This window comes from Phyllobacterium sp. NPDC097923, from assembly GCF_044760925.1.
Taxonomy (GTDB): domain Bacteria; phylum Pseudomonadota; class Alphaproteobacteria; order Rhizobiales; family Rhizobiaceae; genus Phyllobacterium; species Phyllobacterium calauticae.
Genome location: NZ_JBIWBL010000001.1, coordinates 1,672,139 through 1,689,252 on the forward strand (window position 1 = coordinate 1,672,139; position 17,114 = coordinate 1,689,252).

17 protein-coding genes are annotated in these 17,114 nt (G+C 59.1%); 7 read left to right on the plus strand and 10 right to left on the minus strand.

The genetic code is table 11. The features are described 5' to 3' along the window. Positions 1 to 82: 82 nt before the first annotated feature. A complete protein-coding gene (locus ACIQWS_RS08475; protein WP_346305531.1) occupies positions 83 to 661 on the plus strand; it encodes a TetR/AcrR family transcriptional regulator in 579 nt (192 codons plus the stop codon). Here the strand turns inward: ACIQWS_RS08475 and tgt are convergent, their stop codons facing one another. The 5 genes from tgt to coaD are packed head-to-tail and all read right to left on the minus strand — an operon-like array spanning position 662 to position 4,535. After that, on the minus strand, positions 662 to 1,795 hold the full coding sequence (tgt, locus tag ACIQWS_RS08480; protein ID WP_346305530.1) for a tRNA guanosine(34) transglycosylase Tgt: 1,134 nt from the start codon (positions 1,793 to 1,795) through the stop codon (positions 662 to 664). Next, on the minus strand, positions 1,792 to 2,871 hold the full coding sequence (gene queA, locus ACIQWS_RS08485) for a tRNA preQ1(34) S-adenosylmethionine ribosyltransferase-isomerase QueA (RefSeq protein ID WP_403174668.1): 1,080 nt from the start codon (positions 2,869 to 2,871) through the stop codon (positions 1,792 to 1,794). Before queA ends, tgt begins: the two co-directional genes overlap by 4 nt. A 17-nt stretch (positions 2,872 to 2,888) precedes the next feature. Then, the gene (locus ACIQWS_RS08490; protein WP_199537961.1) at positions 2,889 to 3,398 is read right to left on the minus strand and encodes a peptidylprolyl isomerase; all 510 of its coding nucleotides are present in this window, start codon (positions 3,396 to 3,398) and stop codon (positions 2,889 to 2,891) included. Positions 3,399 to 3,420: 22 nt separating this feature from the next. Beyond that, on the minus strand, positions 3,421 to 4,005 hold the full coding sequence (locus ACIQWS_RS08495; RefSeq protein ID WP_223613290.1) for a peptidylprolyl isomerase: 585 nt from the start codon (positions 4,003 to 4,005) through the stop codon (positions 3,421 to 3,423). 38 nt (positions 4,006 to 4,043) lie between these two features. Beyond that, on the minus strand, positions 4,044 to 4,535 hold the full coding sequence (gene coaD / locus ACIQWS_RS08500) for a pantetheine-phosphate adenylyltransferase (protein WP_288191578.1): 492 nt from the start codon (positions 4,533 to 4,535) through the stop codon (positions 4,044 to 4,046). 197 nt (positions 4,536 to 4,732) lie between these two features. On the opposite strand from coaD, the gene ACIQWS_RS08505 reads away from it, so the two are divergent. Then, positions 4,733 to 4,888: a hypothetical protein gene (locus ACIQWS_RS08505; RefSeq protein WP_346305528.1), complete on the plus strand. Its 156-nt coding sequence runs from the start codon at positions 4,733 to 4,735 to the stop codon at positions 4,886 to 4,888. On the opposite strand, the gene gyrA is transcribed toward ACIQWS_RS08505, so the two are convergent. Then, a complete protein-coding gene (gene gyrA, locus ACIQWS_RS08510) occupies positions 4,885 to 7,605 on the minus strand; it encodes a DNA gyrase subunit A (protein WP_403177617.1) in 2,721 nt (906 codons plus the stop codon). The genes ACIQWS_RS08505 and gyrA overlap by 4 nt on opposite strands. Positions 7,606 to 7,921: 316 nt before the next feature. Here gyrA and ACIQWS_RS08515 point away from each other — a divergent pair, with 316 nt between their 5' ends. Beyond that, positions 7,922 to 8,551 (plus strand): MarC family protein, encoded by a 630-nt coding sequence (locus ACIQWS_RS08515; RefSeq protein WP_223613286.1) that lies wholly within the window; start codon positions 7,922 to 7,924, stop codon positions 8,549 to 8,551. 1 nt (position 8,552) lies between these two features. On the opposite strand, the gene ACIQWS_RS08520 is transcribed toward ACIQWS_RS08515, so the two are convergent. Both ACIQWS_RS08520 and ACIQWS_RS08525 read right to left on the minus strand, forming a co-directional pair. Then, entirely contained in the window at positions 8,553 to 9,848 is a 1,296-nt protein-coding gene (locus tag ACIQWS_RS08520) for an NAD(P)/FAD-dependent oxidoreductase (RefSeq protein WP_403174685.1), read from the minus strand. Between the two features lie 51 nt (positions 9,849 to 9,899). After that, positions 9,900 to 10,793, minus strand: coding sequence for an AraC family transcriptional regulator (locus ACIQWS_RS08525; RefSeq protein WP_403174690.1), 894 nt, complete (start codon positions 10,791 to 10,793; stop codon positions 9,900 to 9,902). A gap of 19 nt (positions 10,794 to 10,812) precedes the next feature. Between ACIQWS_RS08525 and ACIQWS_RS08530 the strand changes: the two genes are divergently transcribed. After that, entirely contained in the window at positions 10,813 to 11,220 is a 408-nt protein-coding gene (locus tag ACIQWS_RS08530) for a DUF2000 family protein (RefSeq protein ID WP_403174693.1), read from the plus strand. A gap of 8 nt (positions 11,221 to 11,228) precedes the next feature. Here ACIQWS_RS08530 and ACIQWS_RS08535 read toward each other — a convergent pair whose 3' ends face one another. Together ACIQWS_RS08535 and ACIQWS_RS08540 are read right to left on the minus strand one after the other, a co-directional pair. Beyond that, positions 11,229 to 11,666 carry a YqaA family protein gene (locus tag ACIQWS_RS08535; RefSeq protein ID WP_403174697.1) on the minus strand — a complete coding sequence of 146 codons (438 nt, stop codon included), beginning with the start codon at positions 11,664 to 11,666 and terminating at the stop codon, positions 11,229 to 11,231. Positions 11,667 to 11,697: 31 nt separating this feature from the next. Further along, the gene (locus tag ACIQWS_RS08540; RefSeq protein WP_223613281.1) at positions 11,698 to 12,225 is read right to left on the minus strand and encodes a single-stranded DNA-binding protein; all 528 of its coding nucleotides are present in this window, start codon (positions 12,223 to 12,225) and stop codon (positions 11,698 to 11,700) included. Positions 12,226 to 12,660: 435 nt separating this feature from the next. Here ACIQWS_RS08540 and uvrA point away from each other — a divergent pair, with 435 nt between their 5' ends. The 3 genes from uvrA (at position 12,661) to ACIQWS_RS08555 (ending at position 17,058) form a co-directional block, all read left to right on the plus strand. Next, positions 12,661 to 15,582, plus strand: a complete 2,922-nt coding sequence (gene uvrA, locus ACIQWS_RS08545) for an excinuclease ABC subunit UvrA (RefSeq protein ID WP_403174707.1) — start codon at positions 12,661 to 12,663, stop codon at positions 15,580 to 15,582. 78 nt (positions 15,583 to 15,660) lie between these two features. After that, positions 15,661 to 16,461: a DUF72 domain-containing protein gene (locus ACIQWS_RS08550; protein WP_403174712.1), complete on the plus strand. Its 801-nt coding sequence runs from the start codon at positions 15,661 to 15,663 to the stop codon at positions 16,459 to 16,461. 258 nt (positions 16,462 to 16,719) lie between these two features. Then, on the plus strand, positions 16,720 to 17,058 hold the full coding sequence (locus ACIQWS_RS08555) for a P-II family nitrogen regulator (protein ID WP_008123000.1): 339 nt from the start codon (positions 16,720 to 16,722) through the stop codon (positions 17,056 to 17,058). Positions 17,059 to 17,114: the final 56 nt, after the last annotated feature.

Below are 17,114 nucleotides of genomic sequence, written 5' to 3' on the forward strand. Positions count from 1 at the left end.
GCACTTTACTGTACCGTCCGGACGGTAAAGTCAATAGAAGCGGAATCCCTTATGGACGCAAAGTTGTAGAAAAAGGAACGGAATGCGGGCGGCCACACTCACCACCAAAGATAAGATTCTGCAGGCTGCTGCGGAAATTGCCATGGAGGTTGGTCCGGTCCATCTCTCCCTTGATGCCGTCGCACGGCGCGCCGGGCTGTCGAAGGGCGGCCTGCTCTACACCTTCCCGACCAAAGCCAAGCTTCTGGAAGCGCTGGTCGAACACCACGTCGCTGAATTCGACGAATCGCTGCGCATGCAGGAAGCACGCCGCAACCACAAGGTGAACAGTGTGGTTCAGGCCTGCATCGAGGTCTATCGCGCTGAATTCGTGCTCAACGAGCCGGAGCCGTCGGGCATTCTGGCAGCCATTGCCAATGATCCAAGCTTCATTGATCCGATCCGCCGCTACAACAAGCAATTGCTGGACCGCATGAAGGAGAACTCGGAGGACCCGACCATGGCCCTCATCGCGTTCCTGACCATCGAGGGTTTGCGCAGTTTGAAACTGCTGGATATGGACACCCTCACCCACGAAGACCAGATCGCTGCCATTGACGGCCTGCGTCAGCTCTTCGCGCCGTGCGATCCCGACAAGCCGTCCCAGCCTGCAAATGGCTGATCAGGCATAGGGCTTGATGTCGCCCTCGGCCCAGGCGGCTTGGGTTTCCGCGCTGAAAGCATCAAAGCGTTTTGCTTCGATGGCATCGCGGATACCTTGCATATGCTGCTGGTAATAGGCCAGATTGTTCCACGTCAGCAACATGCCGCCCAGCGCTTCACCCGATTTGACCAGATGATGCAGATAGGCGCGGCTGTAATCGCGTGCGGCCGGGCATGAGGATTCCTCATCGAGCGGACGCGGATCATCCGCATGGCGCGCATTGCGCAGATTGACCTTGCCGCGGCGGGTAAAGGCCAAGCCATGCCGGCCCGCCCGTGTCGGCATCACGCAATCGAACATGTCGATGCCGCGCGCCACGGATTTCAGGATGTCGTCGGGTGTGCCTACACCCATCAGATAGCGCGGCTTTTCTTCTGGAAGCTCTGGACAGGTCACATCCAGCATGTCGAGCATGACCTCCTGCGGTTCGCCGACAGCGAGACCGCCGACGGCATATCCCTTCAGATCCATCGCCTTCAAAGCCTGCGCCGAGCGGATGCGCAGATCCGGCACATCGCCGCCCTGCACGATACCGAACATGGCTTTCCCCGGCTGGTTGCCGAACGCCGTCTTGCAGCGTTCCGCCCAGCGCAGCGACAGTTCCATGGCGCGCTGGATGTCTTTCGGTGTTGAAGGCAGGGCAACGCATTCATCCAGCTGCATCTGGATATCGGAGTCGAGCAGCCCCTGGATTTCAATCGAGCGTTCCGGGCTCATCTCATGGGCACGCCCGTCGATATGCGAGCGGAAAGTCACGCCCTTTTCGTCGAGCTTGCGCAGTTGCGCCAGGGACATGACCTGGAAACCGCCGGAATCCGTCAGGATCGGCCCAGGCCAGCGGGCAAAATCGTGCAGTCCGCCGAGTTTTGCAATCCGTTCGGCGCTCGGGCGCAGCATCAGGTGATAGGTATTGCCGAGAATGATATCGGCACCGAGTTCGGCAACCTGATCCATATACATGGCCTTGACCGTGCCCGCCGTGCCGACGGGCATAAAGGCGGGCGTGCGGACAGTGCCGCGCGGCATGGTGATTTCACCGCGCCGGGCCTTGCCATCGGTTGCGATCAGTTTGAATTCAAAATTTTCTGTCATGATGCGGATCGCCATAACAGGCTTGCATCGCCATAGGAATAGAAGCGGTAGTGATTTTTGATCGCATGGGCATAGGCCGCATGCATGCGCTCGAAGCCGCTGAAGGCCGACACCAGCATGAACAGTGTCGATTTCGGCAGGTGGAAATTGGTCATCAGCAGGTCAACCGCCCGGAACCTGTAACCCGGCGTGATGAAAATATCCGTCGGGCCCGACCATGCCCGGATAACGCCATCTTCGCCCGTCGCGCTTTCCAGCAGACGCAGCGAGGTCGTGCCGACGCTGACGATACGGCCGCCCCGCGCCTTCACGGCATTGAGTGCATCCGCCGTCTTCTGGTCCACATGGCCGATTTCCGCATGCATCTTGTGGTCTGCCGTATCGTCCGCCTTGACAGGCAGGAACGTGCCCGCGCCCACATGCAGCGTGACGAAATGCTCTTCGATGCCGCGCTTTTTCAGATCGTCCAGCAAATCAGGGGTAAAATGCAGTCCCGCCGTGGGTGCGGCAACGGCACCTTCCTCGCGGGCATAGACGGTCTGGTAATCCTCCTTGTCGCGGCCATCTTCCGCCCGCTTGGAGGCTATATAGGGCGGCAGCGGGATATGCCCGACCGCGGCAATGGCCTGATCAAGATCGGCGCCGCTGAAATCAAACACCAGCAGGACTTCGCCGGCGTCACCCTTTTCGGCGACAGTGGCCTGCAACGATCCGAGCAGGCAGGCATTGTTGCCGTGACCGAAATCGATCCTCTCGCCCTGCTTGATGCGTTTTGCCGGGCGCAGGAAGGCTTTCCAGCGATCCGGTCCCGCCCGCATATGCAGCGTCGCACTGATCTGAGCCTTTACACCCTTGCGCTCGCGAAACCCTTCAAGCTGTGCGGGTATCACTTTGGTATCATTGAAAACAAGAGCATCGCCAGGGCGCAGAAAATCGCCGAGATTGCGAACGGTACTGTCGTCAAATCCGGAACTGTCCGCTTTCACAAGCAAAAGCCGCGCTGAATCGCGCGGCTCTGCAGGTCTCAATGCGATGTTTTCTTCCGGCAGATCAAAATCGAAAAGATCAACACGCATGGTCTGTCAATGCGATCTTATTCGGCGTCTGCGGCAACGCGCATGGAAACGATCGAATCCGGATCCTGCACGGGCTCGCCGCGCTTGATCTTGTCGACATTGTCCATGCCTTCGATGACCTGGCCCCAAACCGTGTACTGGCGATTGAGGAAGCCCGCATCGTCGAAGCAGATGAAGAACTGGGAATTGGCCGAATTCGGGTTCTGCGAACGGGCCATCGAGCAAGCGCCGCGGCCGTGATTGGCGTTGGAGAACTCTGCCTTCAGGTCCGGCTTTTCCGAACCGCCCATGCCCGCACGCGACGGATTGAAGGACGAACCGCCCTTCTTGCCGAACTTCACGTCGCCGGTCTGCGCCATGAAACCATCGATGACGCGGTGGAAGACGACACCGTCATAGGCGCCTTCGCGTGCCAGTTCCTTGATGCGCTCGACATGGCCAGGTGCGAGATCGGGGTAAAGTTCGATGACGACATTGCCCTTGGTGGTTTCGAGCAGGATCGTGTTTTCTGGATCTTTGTAAGCCATTTCCGGCATCTCCTTTGTTAGATTATTTTGCCGGACCGACAGTGACCTTGATCATCTTGTCCGGATTTTCAACGGCGCCATTCTGCGCTTCATTGCCTTTTTTGATCTTGTCGACCGCTTCCATGCCGCTCGTCACCTTGCCGACGACCGTATACTGGCCGTTCAGGAATGCGCCCTTGTCGAACATGATGAAGAACTGCGAATTGGCCGAATTCGGGTTGGACGAACGTGCCATGCCGACGGTGCCGCGCACGAAGGGTTCCTTCGAGAACTCGGCAGGCAGGTCCGGACGCTTCGAGCCGCCGGTTCCAGCGGCAGCCTGATTGTAGCCCTTTTCGGTATTGCCATACTGCACGTCACCGGTCTGGGCCATGAAGCCGGGAATGACGCGGTGGAACACGACATTGTTGTAGGCACCTTCCTTGGCCAGCGCCTTGATCTGCTCGACATGTTTCGGCGCAAGGTCGGGACGCAGCTCGATCTTGACGTCGCCGTCCTTCAGCTTGATCGTCATGGTGTTCTGGTCATCGGCCCAGCTTGGGGTCAAAGCAGCAAAAGACAGGGAAGAAACGGCTGCCACAAGAAGCGCAGTGCGAAATACGGACATACAGAAAGTCTCCAACGGATGGGGATGAGAAGAAAGCCCTATTTGAATTTGGCCCTGAGCGCCTCGGCGACAAGAGCGGGAGCAAAATGCCGGACGTCGCCGCCCATGGCCGCAATCTGGCGGACCAATGTGGCAGTAATCGTGCGGACCGAAGGATCAGCCGGCAGGAACACGGTTTGCAGCTCCGGCGCCATGGTGCCGTTCATACCGGCCATCTGCATCTCGTAATCGAGATCCGTGCCGTCCCGCAGGCCACGCACCATCAGGGAAGCGCCGTGTTTGCGGGCGGCATCAATCAGCAGACCATCGAAGGACACCACCTCGAGCCGCTGGCTGTCCTTGCCGAAAACATCCGCAGCAACCCGTTTGATCAGGTCCACGCGCTCGTCGAAGGAAAACAGCGGCGCCTTGCCCGGATGAATGCCAATGGCCACGAACACCTTGTCAGCAAGGCGCAACGAGCCCTGCAGGACATCCATGTGTCCATTGGTGATCGGGTCGAAGGATCCGGCGTAAATTGCGATTGTCATACCGTCTCCTAGCCGTTTTATCCGGCGCTTTCAATGGCCGGGAACAGTCCTGCCTTCATGATAAATGAACGGAAGATGAACGGGCGCATCAGCAAGCATTCAGTTCCCGCCAACTATAAAGAACGCAGAAAATGAAACCTTTCGGCCCCTATTGCGTTGTTAGTCACAGGAAAGCTGAAGATTGAAGGGATAAATGAATGTTTGTACTTCTGAGCGTAGGCATGATGATCGCGATGATGGTTTCCGCCGTCGTCATGATGCTGGAAGAAAACAAAAAGCGGGAAGCCAAAGTTAAGACATCCCGCTTCGGTGTTTATCCCATGAACGGTCAGAACGACCGACTGCGGTTCTAACTCTCGTCAGAACCGCTTTCCCCTGCTGTCTCGGCTTCGCCTTCGGCAGGAATGACTGCCTCGAGCTCTTCGTCATCACTGTCGGTTTCCGAAATCCGCTCGACCGACACAACCTTCTCGCCATCGGCTGTATTGAAGATCGTCACGCCCTTTGTGGAGCGTCCGGCGATACGAATGCCATTGACCGGCACGCGGATCAGCTGTCCGCCATCCGAAACCAGCAGGATCTGATCCGAGGCCTCGACCGGGAACAGGGACACAAGCTTGCCGATTTCGTCCGTCTTGGATGTATCGGTGGCGCGGATACCCTTGCCGCCGCGTCCCGAGACACGGAATTCGTAGGATGACGAGCGTTTGCCGTAACCATATTCGCTGACGGTCAGGACCGTCTGCTCGCGGTCGCGCAGTTCCGCATAACGCTCGGCATTGAGATCAGCCACATCCGTGGCTTCTTCGCCCACCAGTGCCACTTCCTCAACGTCATCCGCACCCTGTGCACGCCGGTCAGCCGCTGCCTGCTTGAGATAAGCGGAGCGTTCAGCCGGGCTTGCATCCACGTGGGCAAGAATTGCCATCGAGATGAGCGTATCGCCCTTGGCAAGCGTAATGCCGCGAACACCGATGGAGTTACGGCCGGCAAAGACTCGTACGTCAGTGACGGGGAAACGGATGCACTGGCCGCCGGCAGCAGTCAGCAGCACATCGTCGAACTCATCACAGGTATCCACGCCGAGGATTTCATCGCCCTCTTCTTCCAGCTTCATCGCAATCTTGCCGTTGCGATTGACCTGAACGAAGTCAGAGAGCTTGTTACGGCGCACGGTGCCGCGCGTCGTGGCAAACATGACGTCGAGATTGGTCCAGCTTGCCTCGTCTTCGGGCAGAGGCATGATTGTCGTGATGCGCTCGCCCTGTTCCAGCGGCAGCATATTGATCAGTGCCTTGCCGCGGGACTGCGGCGTGCCGATCGGCAGGCGCCAGACCTTTTCCTTATAGACAATGCCGCGGGATGAGAAGAACAGCATCGGCGTGTGGGTGTTGGCCACGAACAACCGTGTGACGAAATCCTCGTCCTTCATGGTCACGCCGGACCGGCCCTTGCCGCCGCGGCGCTGCGCGCGATAGGTCGTCAATGGCACACGCTTGATGTAACCCGCATGGCTGACGGTCACGACCATGTCTTCCCGGGCGATCAGGTCCTCGTCGTCCATATCAGCGCCGCCATCGGTCAGTTCCGTGCGGCGGGGCGTGCCGAACTCGTCGCGGATGGCGGCAAGTTCGTCCTTGACGATGGTCATGATGCGCAGACGCGACGCGAGGATTTCCAGATAATCCTTGATTTCAACGCCGATCCTGTTGAGTTCATCGGCGATTTCATCGCGTCCGAGGGCGGTCAGGCGCTGCAGGCGCAGATCGAGAATGGCCCGTGCCTGCTCTTCCGACAGGTTATAGGTGTTGTCGTCATTGAGCGTGTGGCGCGGATCGGCGATCAGCGTGATCAGCGGTGCCACGTCGTTGGCCGGCCAGCGGCGTTCCATCAACTGATCGCGCGCCGTTGCCGGATCGGGCGCCTGGCGGATCAGCGCGATGATCTCGTCGATATTGGCAACGGCAATCGCCAGACCAACCAACACATGCGCGCGGTCACGCGCCTTGCGCAGCAGGAATTTCGTGCGGCGGCTGACGACTTCCTCGCGGAAGGCGACAAAGGCGCGCAGAATGTCCATCAGGTTCAACAGGCCCGGCTTGCCGCCGTTGAGCGCCACCATATTGGCGCCGAACGAGGATTGCAGCGGGGTAAAGCGATAGAGCTGGTTGACGATGACATCGGCGACGGCATCGCGCTTCAGCTCGACGACCACGCGGTAACCGTCGCGGTCGGACTCGTCGCGGATGTCCGAAATGCCCTCGATGCGCTTTTCACGCACGAGATCGGCCATCTTTTCGATCATCGTCGCCTTGTTCACCTGATAGGGCACTTCGGTGATGATGATGGCTTCGCGGTCGCCGCGCATCGCTTCGATGGCGACCTTGCCGCGCATCAGGATCGAGCCGCGGCCGGTGCTGTAGGCGGAATGAATGCCGGAACGGCCGAGAATAATGCCGCCCGTCGGGAAATCCGGACCCGGAATGATTTCCATCAGTTCCGCCAGATCGATGGCCGGATTGTCGATCAGGGCAATGCAGCCATTGATGACCTCGGCCAGATTGTGCGGCGGAACATTGGTCGCCATACCCACGGCGATGCCGCCGGAGCCATTGACCAGCAGATTGGGGAAACGGGCGGGAAGAACCACCGGCTCCTGCTCGCGGCCGTCATAATTGTCTTGGAAATCGACCGTTTCCTTGTCGATATCCTCAAGCAGGGATTCCGTCACTTTTTCGAGACGGCACTCGGTGTAACGCATCGCCGCCGGGGAATCGCCGTCGATGGAGCCGAAATTGCCCTGCCCGTCGACCAGCGGATCGCGCAGCGACCAGTCTTGCGCCATGCGCACCAAAGCGTCGTAGATCGAGGCGTCGCCGTGGGGATGGTATTTACCCATGACCTCACCGACCACACCGGCGGACTTACGGTAGGATCTGTTCCAGGACAGGCCCATTTCGTTCATCGCATGCAGGATGCGCCGGTGCACAGGCTTCAGACCATCACGCACGTCGGGCAGTGCGCGGCTGACAATCACGCTCATGGCATAGGAGAGATAGGAGCTTTGCATCTCCTCGATAATGGAAATTGGCTCAATGCCGAAATTTCCGCCTGGTTTATCGTCTTCTGGGCCGGATGGTGGGGTTAGTTCAGACACGAGGCACTCATCTTTCGTATAGAATCAATCTTCATCTTATAGCGGCTTTTCAAGGCAAAAGCCAACTGGAGGCACCGCAATACACAGCAGAAAACCCTTTGTTTTCAATAGGATACAACAGTTCATTTCAATCGGTGAAAAACTTGGTTGCAAAATTCCAACTTTATCGACGCTTAACCCCGAATCCGCTATTCTCGCTCAGCTTCAATCAGAGAAGAAAAGCAAAATCGTGGCGCTTTATGACACCCTGCTCAATGCGCTCGTTACCCTCATGGTGACGATCGATCCACCGGGACTGGCGCCGCTGTTTCTGGCGCTGACCAGGGGCATGAATCGCAAGGAGCGCGGCCAGGTTGCCCTGCGCGCCAGCATCACCGCCTTTGTCGTGCTGACGATCTTCGCCGTAGCGGGCGCACAGATCCTGGCGCTGTTCGGCATCACCATCGGCGCCTTCCGGATTGCCGGCGGCCTGCTCCTGTTCTGGATCGCCTTCGAGATGATTTTCGAAAAACGCCAGGAGCGGCACGAGAAGAGCGCCACCGTTGCCATCACCAAGGATCATATCCGTAACATCGCCGCCTTTCCGCTCGCCATTCCGCTGATCGCCGGTCCCGGCGCCATCTCCGCAACCATCCTGCTGGCCGGCACCTTGTCCGAGCCGACATCGCGGCTGGCGCTGATCGGCATCATCCTAATCTGCATCGCCGCATCCTATGTCGTATTTTTCCTCGCTGAGCGCGTCGACCGCTTTCTGGGTGAAACAGGCCGCTCGATCCTGACACGCCTTCTGGGAGTCATCCTGGCGGCATTGGCGGTGCAATTCGTGGCCGACGGCATCAAAACCTTCATCACGACATGAATCATTTCAGATGATCTTCCTCCGCGGCGTCCTTCTGCGTGATCAGGCGGGCGCTGCGCGTGCCGCTGACGGAAATCCACAGCCAGCTCATCGCCACGGCAAGACGGTTGCGCACGCCGATGAGGAAGTAGATATGGGCAAGTCCCCATAGCCACCAGGCGACATAGCCCTTGAGCTTGATCCAGCCGAAATCCGTCACCGCCGCGCGCTTGCCGATCGTTGCAAGATCGCCCGCATGGCGATAGCGGAAAGGCTTTGGCGCGGTATCGCCGGCCAATCGCGCCCTGATTGTTTTTGCCACATGGATTCCCTGCTGCTTGGCAGCGGGCGCAATGCCGGGAACCATGCCCTTGCCGCCATTCTTGACCGTTGCCGTATCGCCGATGACAAAGATATCCGGATGCCCCGGAGCGGTCAGATCATCGTTGACGGCAACACGCCCTGCCCGGTCCGCCGCCACGTCGAGCCATTTTGCTGCCGGAGAGGCCTGGACACCCGCGGCCCAGATGATCGTCGCCGCGCCGACAAATTGTCCGGCATATTCCACGCCATCCGCCGTGCAGCTTGTCACTGGATTGCCCAGATGCACCTGCACGCCGAGCTTTTCGAGCGCCCGCTGCGCATAGGCGGAAAGGTCAGGCGCGAAGGCGCCAAGCACGCGCGCTCCGCCTTCGATCAGGATCACCCGCGCCGTGGCGGGGTCAATCACCCGGAATTCACCTTTCAGCGTATCCCTCGCCAGATCGGCAATGGTACCGGCGATTTCCACACCCGTCGGCCCGGCGCCGATGATGACGAAGGTCAGCAATGCCGCCCGGCGCGCCGGATCGGGCTCGCGTTCGGCCTTTTCAAAGGCGGTTAGAATACGCCTGCGGATCGTCGTGGCATCTTCAAGCGTCTTCAATCCCGGCGCAAACGGCTCCCAGTCGTCATGACCGAAATAGGCATGGCGGGCTCCTGTCGCCAGCACCAGCGTGTCATAGGGAATGACCTCGCCATCGGCGGTCGAAATGGTTCGCGCAGCTGTATCCACGCTTTCAACAGTTCCAAGCAATGTCTTGATATTGCTGTATTTGCGCAGGAGATGCCGGATAGGCCAGGCAATTTCCGAGGTCGCCAGCGTCGACGTCGCGACCTGATAGAGCAGCGGCTGGAAAAGATGGTGATTGCGCTGGTCGACCACGGTGACGGCGACATCCGCATTGCGCAGGGAATTGGCGGCTTCCAGCCCGCCGAATCCGGCACCGACGATAACCACCCGGTGCGGGGTGTTCGAGGGCGTCGCGGTGTCTGTCATGGCAGGTTCCTTGTGCACTGCACAACACGTATCAGACCTCGGGTGGAAAGGTCAAACATCGCGGCTCGCCGTGGTCAGCGCGGCCCACCGTCCGGGCGTGATGCCATAGGCCTTCTTGAACTGCCGGTTGAGATGGCTCTGGTCGGCAAATCCGGTTTCCACCGCGATTTCCGCCAGCGGCACGCCCAGTTTCATCAGATCCTTCGCGCGCTGCAGGCGGCGCATCAGCAGGAAACGATGCGGGCTTGTGGCATAGAGGGCGCGGAAGTGCCGTGACAGCGCATAACGGTCAAGGCCGCTGACGGCCTCCAGCTCGCGCGAGCGCACCAGCCGCAGGGCATTGTCCGCAAGATAGTCGCGGGCCATGCCCGCCTGCCGCACCGCGGGCCTGCCCATCGGTTTCAACGGCTGCTTTGCATGGCGCGCCAATCCCAGCGTCAGCCGCGATACGATGTCATCCACCAGCAGTTCATCCATTTCCGCATCGGGATTGCCGAACGCGGCGGATATGGCCGAGACCAGCGGCGCATCGGAAAAGACCGGCTCCCGCACGAAAGGCAGCGTGCCATGATCGGCGCCAAGGACCTCGATGGCCAGCGCCGGCTCGAGATAGATCATCCGGTAACGCAAGCCGTCATCGGTGCCTGCCCCGCCATCATGCACCTCGTCGGGATGCAGAACCATGATGTTGCCGGGAAGGCTTTGCCGCTTTTCCCCGCGATAGCGGAATGTCTGGACGCCGTGCAGCGTCACGCCGATGGCATAGGTATCGTGCCGGTGCGGTTCGAAGGCATCGCCGGTGAAACGCGCTTCCATGCGCTCGACACCCGGATTGGAAGGCGCCGACAGGATGGCATCGTGCGCCGGACGCTCGCACAAACGTCCAAGACCGCGCAGCACTTCCTCTTTTAGATTTTCACCCGGCATCCGGCAGACTCGATCCATGAATGGAGACCTAGATTTGGTGTTTGATACGAAAATTACAATTGTCGTGCGTGACGATCTTGCGACATGGCAGAAACTCAACGTCTCGTCATTCCTGGCAAGCGGCGTTGTCGCCCAGTCCCCCGGATTGATCGGCGACCCCTATATGGATCGGGCCGGCCATCATTACCATCCCTTGCCCATCCAGCCGATGATCGTGCTCACGGCGGATCAGGCAACCCTGTCGGCCATCCACCGCCGCTCGCTCGAACGCGAGGTCAAATCCTGCCTGTATATCGAGGAGATGTTTTCAACCGGATATGATCAGGCCAATCGCGCCGTGTTTGCCCGGTTTGCACCGGATGATGCGAGGGTTGTCGGCATTGCGCTGCACGCGGAGAAGAAGATCGTCGACAAGATCACCAAGGGCGCCAGGATGCACCCGTAACACCGGCGCTACCAGCCGGATACAAGCGCGAATACAACGAGATACCGCACAGTCTTGGCAATGGAGACCAAGAGCACAAAACTCCAGAGCGGCTCGCGCAACACCCCGGCAATCAGCGTCAGCGGATCGCCGATCACGGGTGCCCAGCTCAACAGCAGGGTCCACTTGCCATAACGCTGGTACCAGCCCGTGGCACGGTCGAGCTGCGCCTCGCTGGCCGGGAACCATTTGCTGTGGCGGAACTGATCGATCCCGCGCCCGAGCAGCCAATTGACCACCGAGCCAAGGACGTTGCCCACGCTGGCAACAGCGATCAATGCGATTGCCGGATAGGAATGCGAGAGCAGCAGTCCGGCAAGCAGCGCCTCCGACTGCATCGGCAAAATGGTTGCGGCCGCAAAAGCGGCCGCGAACAATCCGGCATACACGCCGAGATCAACAAGCATGATCAAACCGGCAATGGCTTACAGAACAGGCTCAGAACGGGATCTCGTCGTCGAGATCGCGCGAGAAGTTGCCACCTGCATTGCCGCCGCCGCTGGACGGCGAAGCGCTGGAACGGCCGAAATCCGAACCATAATCGCCATTGTCGGAGACCTGGCCCCGGCTCGAATTGTCGAACGAGCGGCCGCCGCCAGAACCGGCACCCTCGCCGCGTGAATCGAGCATCTGCAATTCACCACGGAACTTCTGCAGGACGATTTCCGTCGAATAGCGGTCATTGCCGGTCTGGTCCTGCCACTTGCGGGTCTGCAGCGCGCCTTCCAGATAAACCTTCATGCCCTTCTTGAGATACTGTTCAGCCACCTTGGCCAGGTTGTCGTTGAAAATGACGACGCTGTGCCATTCGGTCTTTTCCTTGCGCTCGCCGCTGTTCTTGTCGCGCCAGCTTTCCGAGGTGGCAATGCGCAGATTGACCACGGGATCGCCTGAACCAAGACGCCGGACTTCCGGATCAGCGCCAAGATTACCGACCAAAATTACCTTGTTGACACTGCCAGCCATAAAAATACTCCACAAAATTAGCTTTTCGATTTGGCGCCATCATACAGAAGCCGCTCATTGCGCGGGCAACTGTCTGGCTCTATCCACAAAATACTGCTCGCTTCGACCGCCAATGCCGCCAGCCTCCTGACAATTCAGTGGCAACTGACACTCTCCTGACAAATCTGTCAGTAGGCTTGCACGCGCACTTATCCGTTCAATGCCCTTATCCCATGCCTGTCTGGCTTGTCAGGCACGGAACTCCCGGATTTTACGCCGGTTTTACCTCGCCCGCAATATTTGTTCTTTTTTTGTTCTATCACTTGCTCTATGGATGTCAACATGGCTATGGTGATTCCAACCCAGGTGCCGCCTCGTAATTTGCTGGAAACTTTCTAAATAAGGGAAAGACTCCGGCCAGCGAGCCAGTTCCTCCCCCATAACGGCGTGACAGTCATGAGCGATCAGAAATTTATATCCATTCGTGGTGCCCGCGAACACAATTTGAAGAACATCGACCTCGATCTGCCGCGCGACAAACTGATTGTCATGACCGGCCTGTCGGGATCGGGCAAATCTTCGCTTGCCTTCGATACCATCTATGCGGAAGGCCAGCGGCGTTATGTCGAGAGCCTGTCGGCCTATGCCCGGCAGTTTCTGGAGATGATGCAGAAGCCCGATGTCGACCAGATCGACGGCCTGTCTCCGGCCATCTCCATCGAGCAGAAGACGACGAGCCGCAACCCGCGCTCCACCGTCGGCACTGTCACGGAAATCTACGACTATCTGCGCCTGCTCTATGCCCGCGTCGGCATCCCCTATTCACCGGCGACCGGCCTGCCGATTGAAAGCCAGACCGTCAGCCAGATGGTGGACCGTGTATTGGCGCAGGATGAAGGCACCCGCCTGTTCATTCTCGCTCCCATCGTGCGCGGCCGCAAAGGCGAATACCGCAAGGAACTGGCCGATCTGCAGAAGCGCGGCTTCCAGCGCGTGAAGGTCGACGGGATATTCTACGAGATCGCCGACGTTCCGGCCCTCGACAAGAAATACAAGCACGACATCGATGTGGTCGTCGACCGCGTTGTCGTGCGCCCGGACATCTCCGCACGTCTGGCGGACAGCCTTGAAACCGCGCTCAAGCTTGCCGACGGCATTGCCCTGGCGGAATTTGCCGACAAACCGTTGCCTGCCGACGAGACATCCGGGGAATCCGCCAACAAATCCAAGAACGAGACGCACGAGCGTTTGATGTTCTCGGAAAAGTTTGCCTGCCCGGTTTCCGGCTTCACTATTGCCGAAATCGAACCGCGCCTGTTCTCGTTCAACAATCCGTTCGGCGCCTGTCCGACCTGCGATGGTCTCGGCACTCAGAAGGCCATCGATCCCAACCTGATCGTGCCGGATGAAAGCCTGACGTTGAAGAATGGCGCCATTGCCCCGTGGTCAAAGTCGAGCTCGCCCTATTACAACCAGACATTGGACGCCTTGGGCAGCAGCTACGGCTTCAAGCTGGGCGACCGCTGGCGCGACATCAATGAAGACGCGCAAAAGGCCATTCTTTACGGTACCGGCAGCCGCGAGGTGCATTTTTCCTACGATGACGGCCTGCGGTCCTACAAGACGACGAAACCTTTCGAAGGCGTCATTCCCAATCTGGAGCGCCGCTGGAAGGAAACGGATTCGGCCTGGTCGCGCGAGGAAATCGAGCGCTTCATGTCCGGCACGCCCTGCCCGGCCTGCGGCGGCTATCGCCTGAAGCCAGAAGCGCTGGCGGTGAAGATCGGCGGCCTGCATATCGGCCAGATCACGGAAAAGTCGATCCGCCATGCGGATGCCTGGTTCAGTGACATCGACAAGAGTTTCAATGACAAGCAGACGGAAATCGCAGCACGCATCCTCAAGGAAATCCGCGAGCGCCTACGCTTTTTGAACGATGTCGGCTTGGATTACCTCGCCCTGTCGCGCAATTCCGGCACGCTGTCGGGCGGCGAGAGCCAGCGCATCCGGCTGGCGTCGCAGATCGGCTCTGGGTTGACCGGCGTGCTCTACGTTCTGGATGAGCCGTCCATCGGCCTGCATCAGCGCGACAACGAGCAGCTTCTCAAGACGTTGCGGCACCTGCGCGATCTCGGCAACACCGTGATCGTGGTGGAACACGACGAGGACGCGATCCTCACCGCCGACTATGTCGTCGATATCGGACCGGCTGCCGGTATTCATGGCGGTGAAATCATCGCTTCCGGGACGCCAGCCGATATCATGGCAAGCCCGAAGTCGCTGACCGGCAAATATCTGTCCGGCGCGATCGAGGTGGCCGTGCCGTCCGAACGGCGCAAGCTTAACAAGAAGCGCATCAAGATTGTCGGCGCGCGCGGCAACAACCTGAAGAACGTGTCGGCGGAAATTCCGCTTGGCACCTTCACGGCCGTGACCGGTGTTTCCGGCGGCGGCAAATCCACCTTCCTGATCGAAACCCTGTTCAAGTCGGCCTCGCGCCGCATCATGGGGTCGCGCGAGCAACCGGCAGACCATGACCGGATCGACGGCCTGGAATTTCTCGACAAGGTCATCGATATCGACCAGTCGCCAATCGGCCGCACGCCGCGCTCCAACCCGGCCACCTATACCGGCGCCTTCACGCCGATCCGCGACTGGTTTGCCGGTCTGCCCGAGGCCAAGGCGCGCGGCTATCAGCCGGGCCGGTTCTCGTTCAACGTCAAGGGCGGCCGCTGCGAGGCCTGCCAGGGCGATGGCGTGATCAAGATCGAGATGCACTTCCTGCCCGATGTCTATGTCACCTGCGACGTGTGCCACGGCAAGCGCTACAACCGTGAAACACTGGAGGTGCTGTTCAAGGGCAAATCCATCGCCGATGTGCTCGACATGACGGTCGAGGAAGGTGCTGAGTTCTTCGCGGCCGTTCCCGCCGTGCGCGACAAATTGCAGACGCTGGCAAAAGTCGGCCTTGGCTACATCCATGTCGGCCAGCAGGCCAATACGCTGTCTGGCGGCGAAGCCCAGCGCATCAAGCTCGCCAAGGAATTGTCGCGCAAGGCAACCGGACGCACGCTCTACATCCTCGACGAGCCCACAACTGGCTTGCATTTCCATGATGTGGCCAAGCTTCTTGAAGTGTTGCATGAGCTCGTTGACCAGGGCAATACCGTGGTGGTGATCGAGCACAATCTCGAAGTCATCAAGACGGCGGATTGGGTCATCGATCTTGGCCCCGAAGGCGGCGATGGCGGCGGCGAGATCGTTGCCGTCGGGCGTCCCGAGGATATCGTGGCCGAGCCGCGTTCCTATACCGGCAGGTTCCTGAAGGAACTGCTGCAGCGGCGACCCGGCAATCGCGCCCAGGCGGCGGCGGAATGACAGACAAACCCGCCGGAAACGGCGGGTTTTGTTTATGGGCCGGTTTGAATGAATACGGATTGACGGGAGGACACCATCATGACCGCAAGCGGAACGATCAGAACAGGTATCGGCGGCTGGATTTTCGAACCCTGGCGCGGCACATTCTATCCCAAGGGCCTGTCGAAGGCCAAGGAGCTCGAATATGCCGGGCAGCACCTGAGCACGATCGAGATCAACAGCACCTATTACGGCACCCAGAAGCCGGAAACCTTTGCCAAATGGGCAAGCTCGGTGCCGAACGGTTTTATTTTTTCGGTCAAGGGCAACCGGTTCGTCACCAATCGCCGCGTTCTAGCGGAGGCCGGCGAGTCGATGGAACGTTTCATCAAGTCCGGCATCGCCGAGCTTGCCGACCGGCTGGGGCCGCTGCTCTGGCAGTTTGCCCCAACCAAGAAGTTCGATGCCGAAGATTTTGGCGCCTTCCTTGATCTCCTGCCGGAGAAGGAAGGCGGTATTGCGCTGCGTCACGCGGTCGAAGTGCGCCATCCCTCGTTCATCGATCCCGATTTCATCGCGCTCCTGCGCCAGAAGAATGTCGCCGTGGTCTATGCCCATCATTTCGATTACCCCGAGATCGCCGATGTGACCGCCGATTTCGTCTATGCCCGCCTGCAGAAGGGCGACGATGCCGTCGAAACCGCCTATCCGGCCAAGGAGCTCGATCAGTGGGCAGAGCGGGTTAAACTTTGGGCAAAGGGCGATGCGCCGGATGACCTGCCCCTAGCCGCTCCCTTGGTCAAACCGGACAAGCAGCCGCGCGATGTTTTTGCCTATTTCATCCATGAGGGCAAAGTGCGCGCGCCGCAGGCAGCCCAGGCGCTGAAGGACCGTCTCTGACGAGAGGCAGGTTGAGTCGAAGGTCATGCAGCATAAAAAACAGGCAGATTGATTATAATTTAATCAGAGCTGCCTTTTTCTGAATGTTTGTTGCCATGGCTAAATGGCAGGGAGTTCAGAAAACTCCCCGCTCAGTCATCGGTAAAATCCCATTCCTCGAATAAATTCGCTTTAGGGGTCGACTTGGCATGCTTCCTGCTTTTTGTTGTGCAAGCGGGCAAGAGGTCCGCTCGCCATACATAGGGAGTTTATTCTCTGATGAAGAAAATTGAAGCCATCATCAAACCATTCAAGCTGGATGAGGTGAAAGAGGCACTGCAGGAAGTGGGGCTTCAGGGCATTACCGTGACGGAAGCCAAGGGTTTTGGCCGCCAGAAAGGCCATACGGAACTGTATCGCGGCGCTGAATATGTCGTCGACTTCCTGCCAAAGGTGAAAGTCGAGATCGTTCTGGGCGACGAGTCTGTCGAAGCAGCCATCGAGGCGATCCGCAAGGCCGCACAGACCGGCCGTATCGGCGATGGAAAGATATTCGTTTCCAACATCGAGGAAGTCGTGCGCATCCGTACCGGTGAATCCGGTATCGACGCCATCTAGTCCTGCTATCCCATTGCCGGTGCTCCCGCACCGGCCCATCCGCTATCATCGTCGCT

What these genes read in the sequence shown, in the direction of transcription:
- ACIQWS_RS08535 (WP_403174697.1), bottom strand. Translation starts at nt 11,666, where the DNA reads ATGCTTGTTGATCTCGGCGTGTATGCCGGATTGTTCGCGGCCGCTTTT.
- tgt (WP_346305530.1), bottom strand. Translation starts at nt 1,795, where the DNA reads ATGACAGAAAATTTTGAATTCAAACTGATCGCAACCGATGGCAAGGCC.
- ACIQWS_RS08525 (WP_403174690.1), bottom strand. Translation starts at nt 10,793, where the DNA reads ATGGATCGAGTCTGCCGGATGCCGGGTGAAAATCTAAAAGAGGAAGTG.
- coaD (WP_288191578.1), bottom strand. Translation starts at nt 4,535, where the DNA reads ATGACAATCGCAATTTACGCCGGATCCTTCGACCCGATCACCAATGGA.
- ACIQWS_RS08540 (WP_223613281.1), bottom strand. Translation starts at nt 12,225, where the DNA reads ATGGCTGGCAGTGTCAACAAGGTAATTTTGGTCGGTAATCTTGGCGCT.
- ACIQWS_RS08550 (WP_403174712.1), top strand. Translation starts at nt 15,661, where the DNA reads ATGACCGCAAGCGGAACGATCAGAACAGGTATCGGCGGCTGGATTTTC.
- ACIQWS_RS08555 (WP_008123000.1), top strand. Translation starts at nt 16,720, where the DNA reads ATGAAGAAAATTGAAGCCATCATCAAACCATTCAAGCTGGATGAGGTG.
- queA (WP_403174668.1), bottom strand. Translation starts at nt 2,871, where the DNA reads ATGCGTGTTGATCTTTTCGATTTTGATCTGCCGGAAGAAAACATCGCA.
- ACIQWS_RS08490 (WP_199537961.1), bottom strand. Translation starts at nt 3,398, where the DNA reads ATGGCTTACAAAGATCCAGAAAACACGATCCTGCTCGAAACCACCAAG.
- ACIQWS_RS08475 (WP_346305531.1), top strand. Translation starts at nt 83, where the DNA reads ATGCGGGCGGCCACACTCACCACCAAAGATAAGATTCTGCAGGCTGCT.
- uvrA (WP_403174707.1), top strand. Translation starts at nt 12,661, where the DNA reads ATGAGCGATCAGAAATTTATATCCATTCGTGGTGCCCGCGAACACAAT.
- ACIQWS_RS08505 (WP_346305528.1), top strand. Translation starts at nt 4,733, where the DNA reads ATGTTTGTACTTCTGAGCGTAGGCATGATGATCGCGATGATGGTTTCC.
- ACIQWS_RS08520 (WP_403174685.1), bottom strand. Translation starts at nt 9,848, where the DNA reads ATGACAGACACCGCGACGCCCTCGAACACCCCGCACCGGGTGGTTATC.
- ACIQWS_RS08495 (WP_223613290.1), bottom strand. Translation starts at nt 4,005, where the DNA reads ATGTCCGTATTTCGCACTGCGCTTCTTGTGGCAGCCGTTTCTTCCCTG.
- gyrA (WP_403177617.1), bottom strand. Translation starts at nt 7,605, where the DNA reads ATGCAAAGCTCCTATCTCTCCTATGCCATGAGCGTGATTGTCAGCCGC.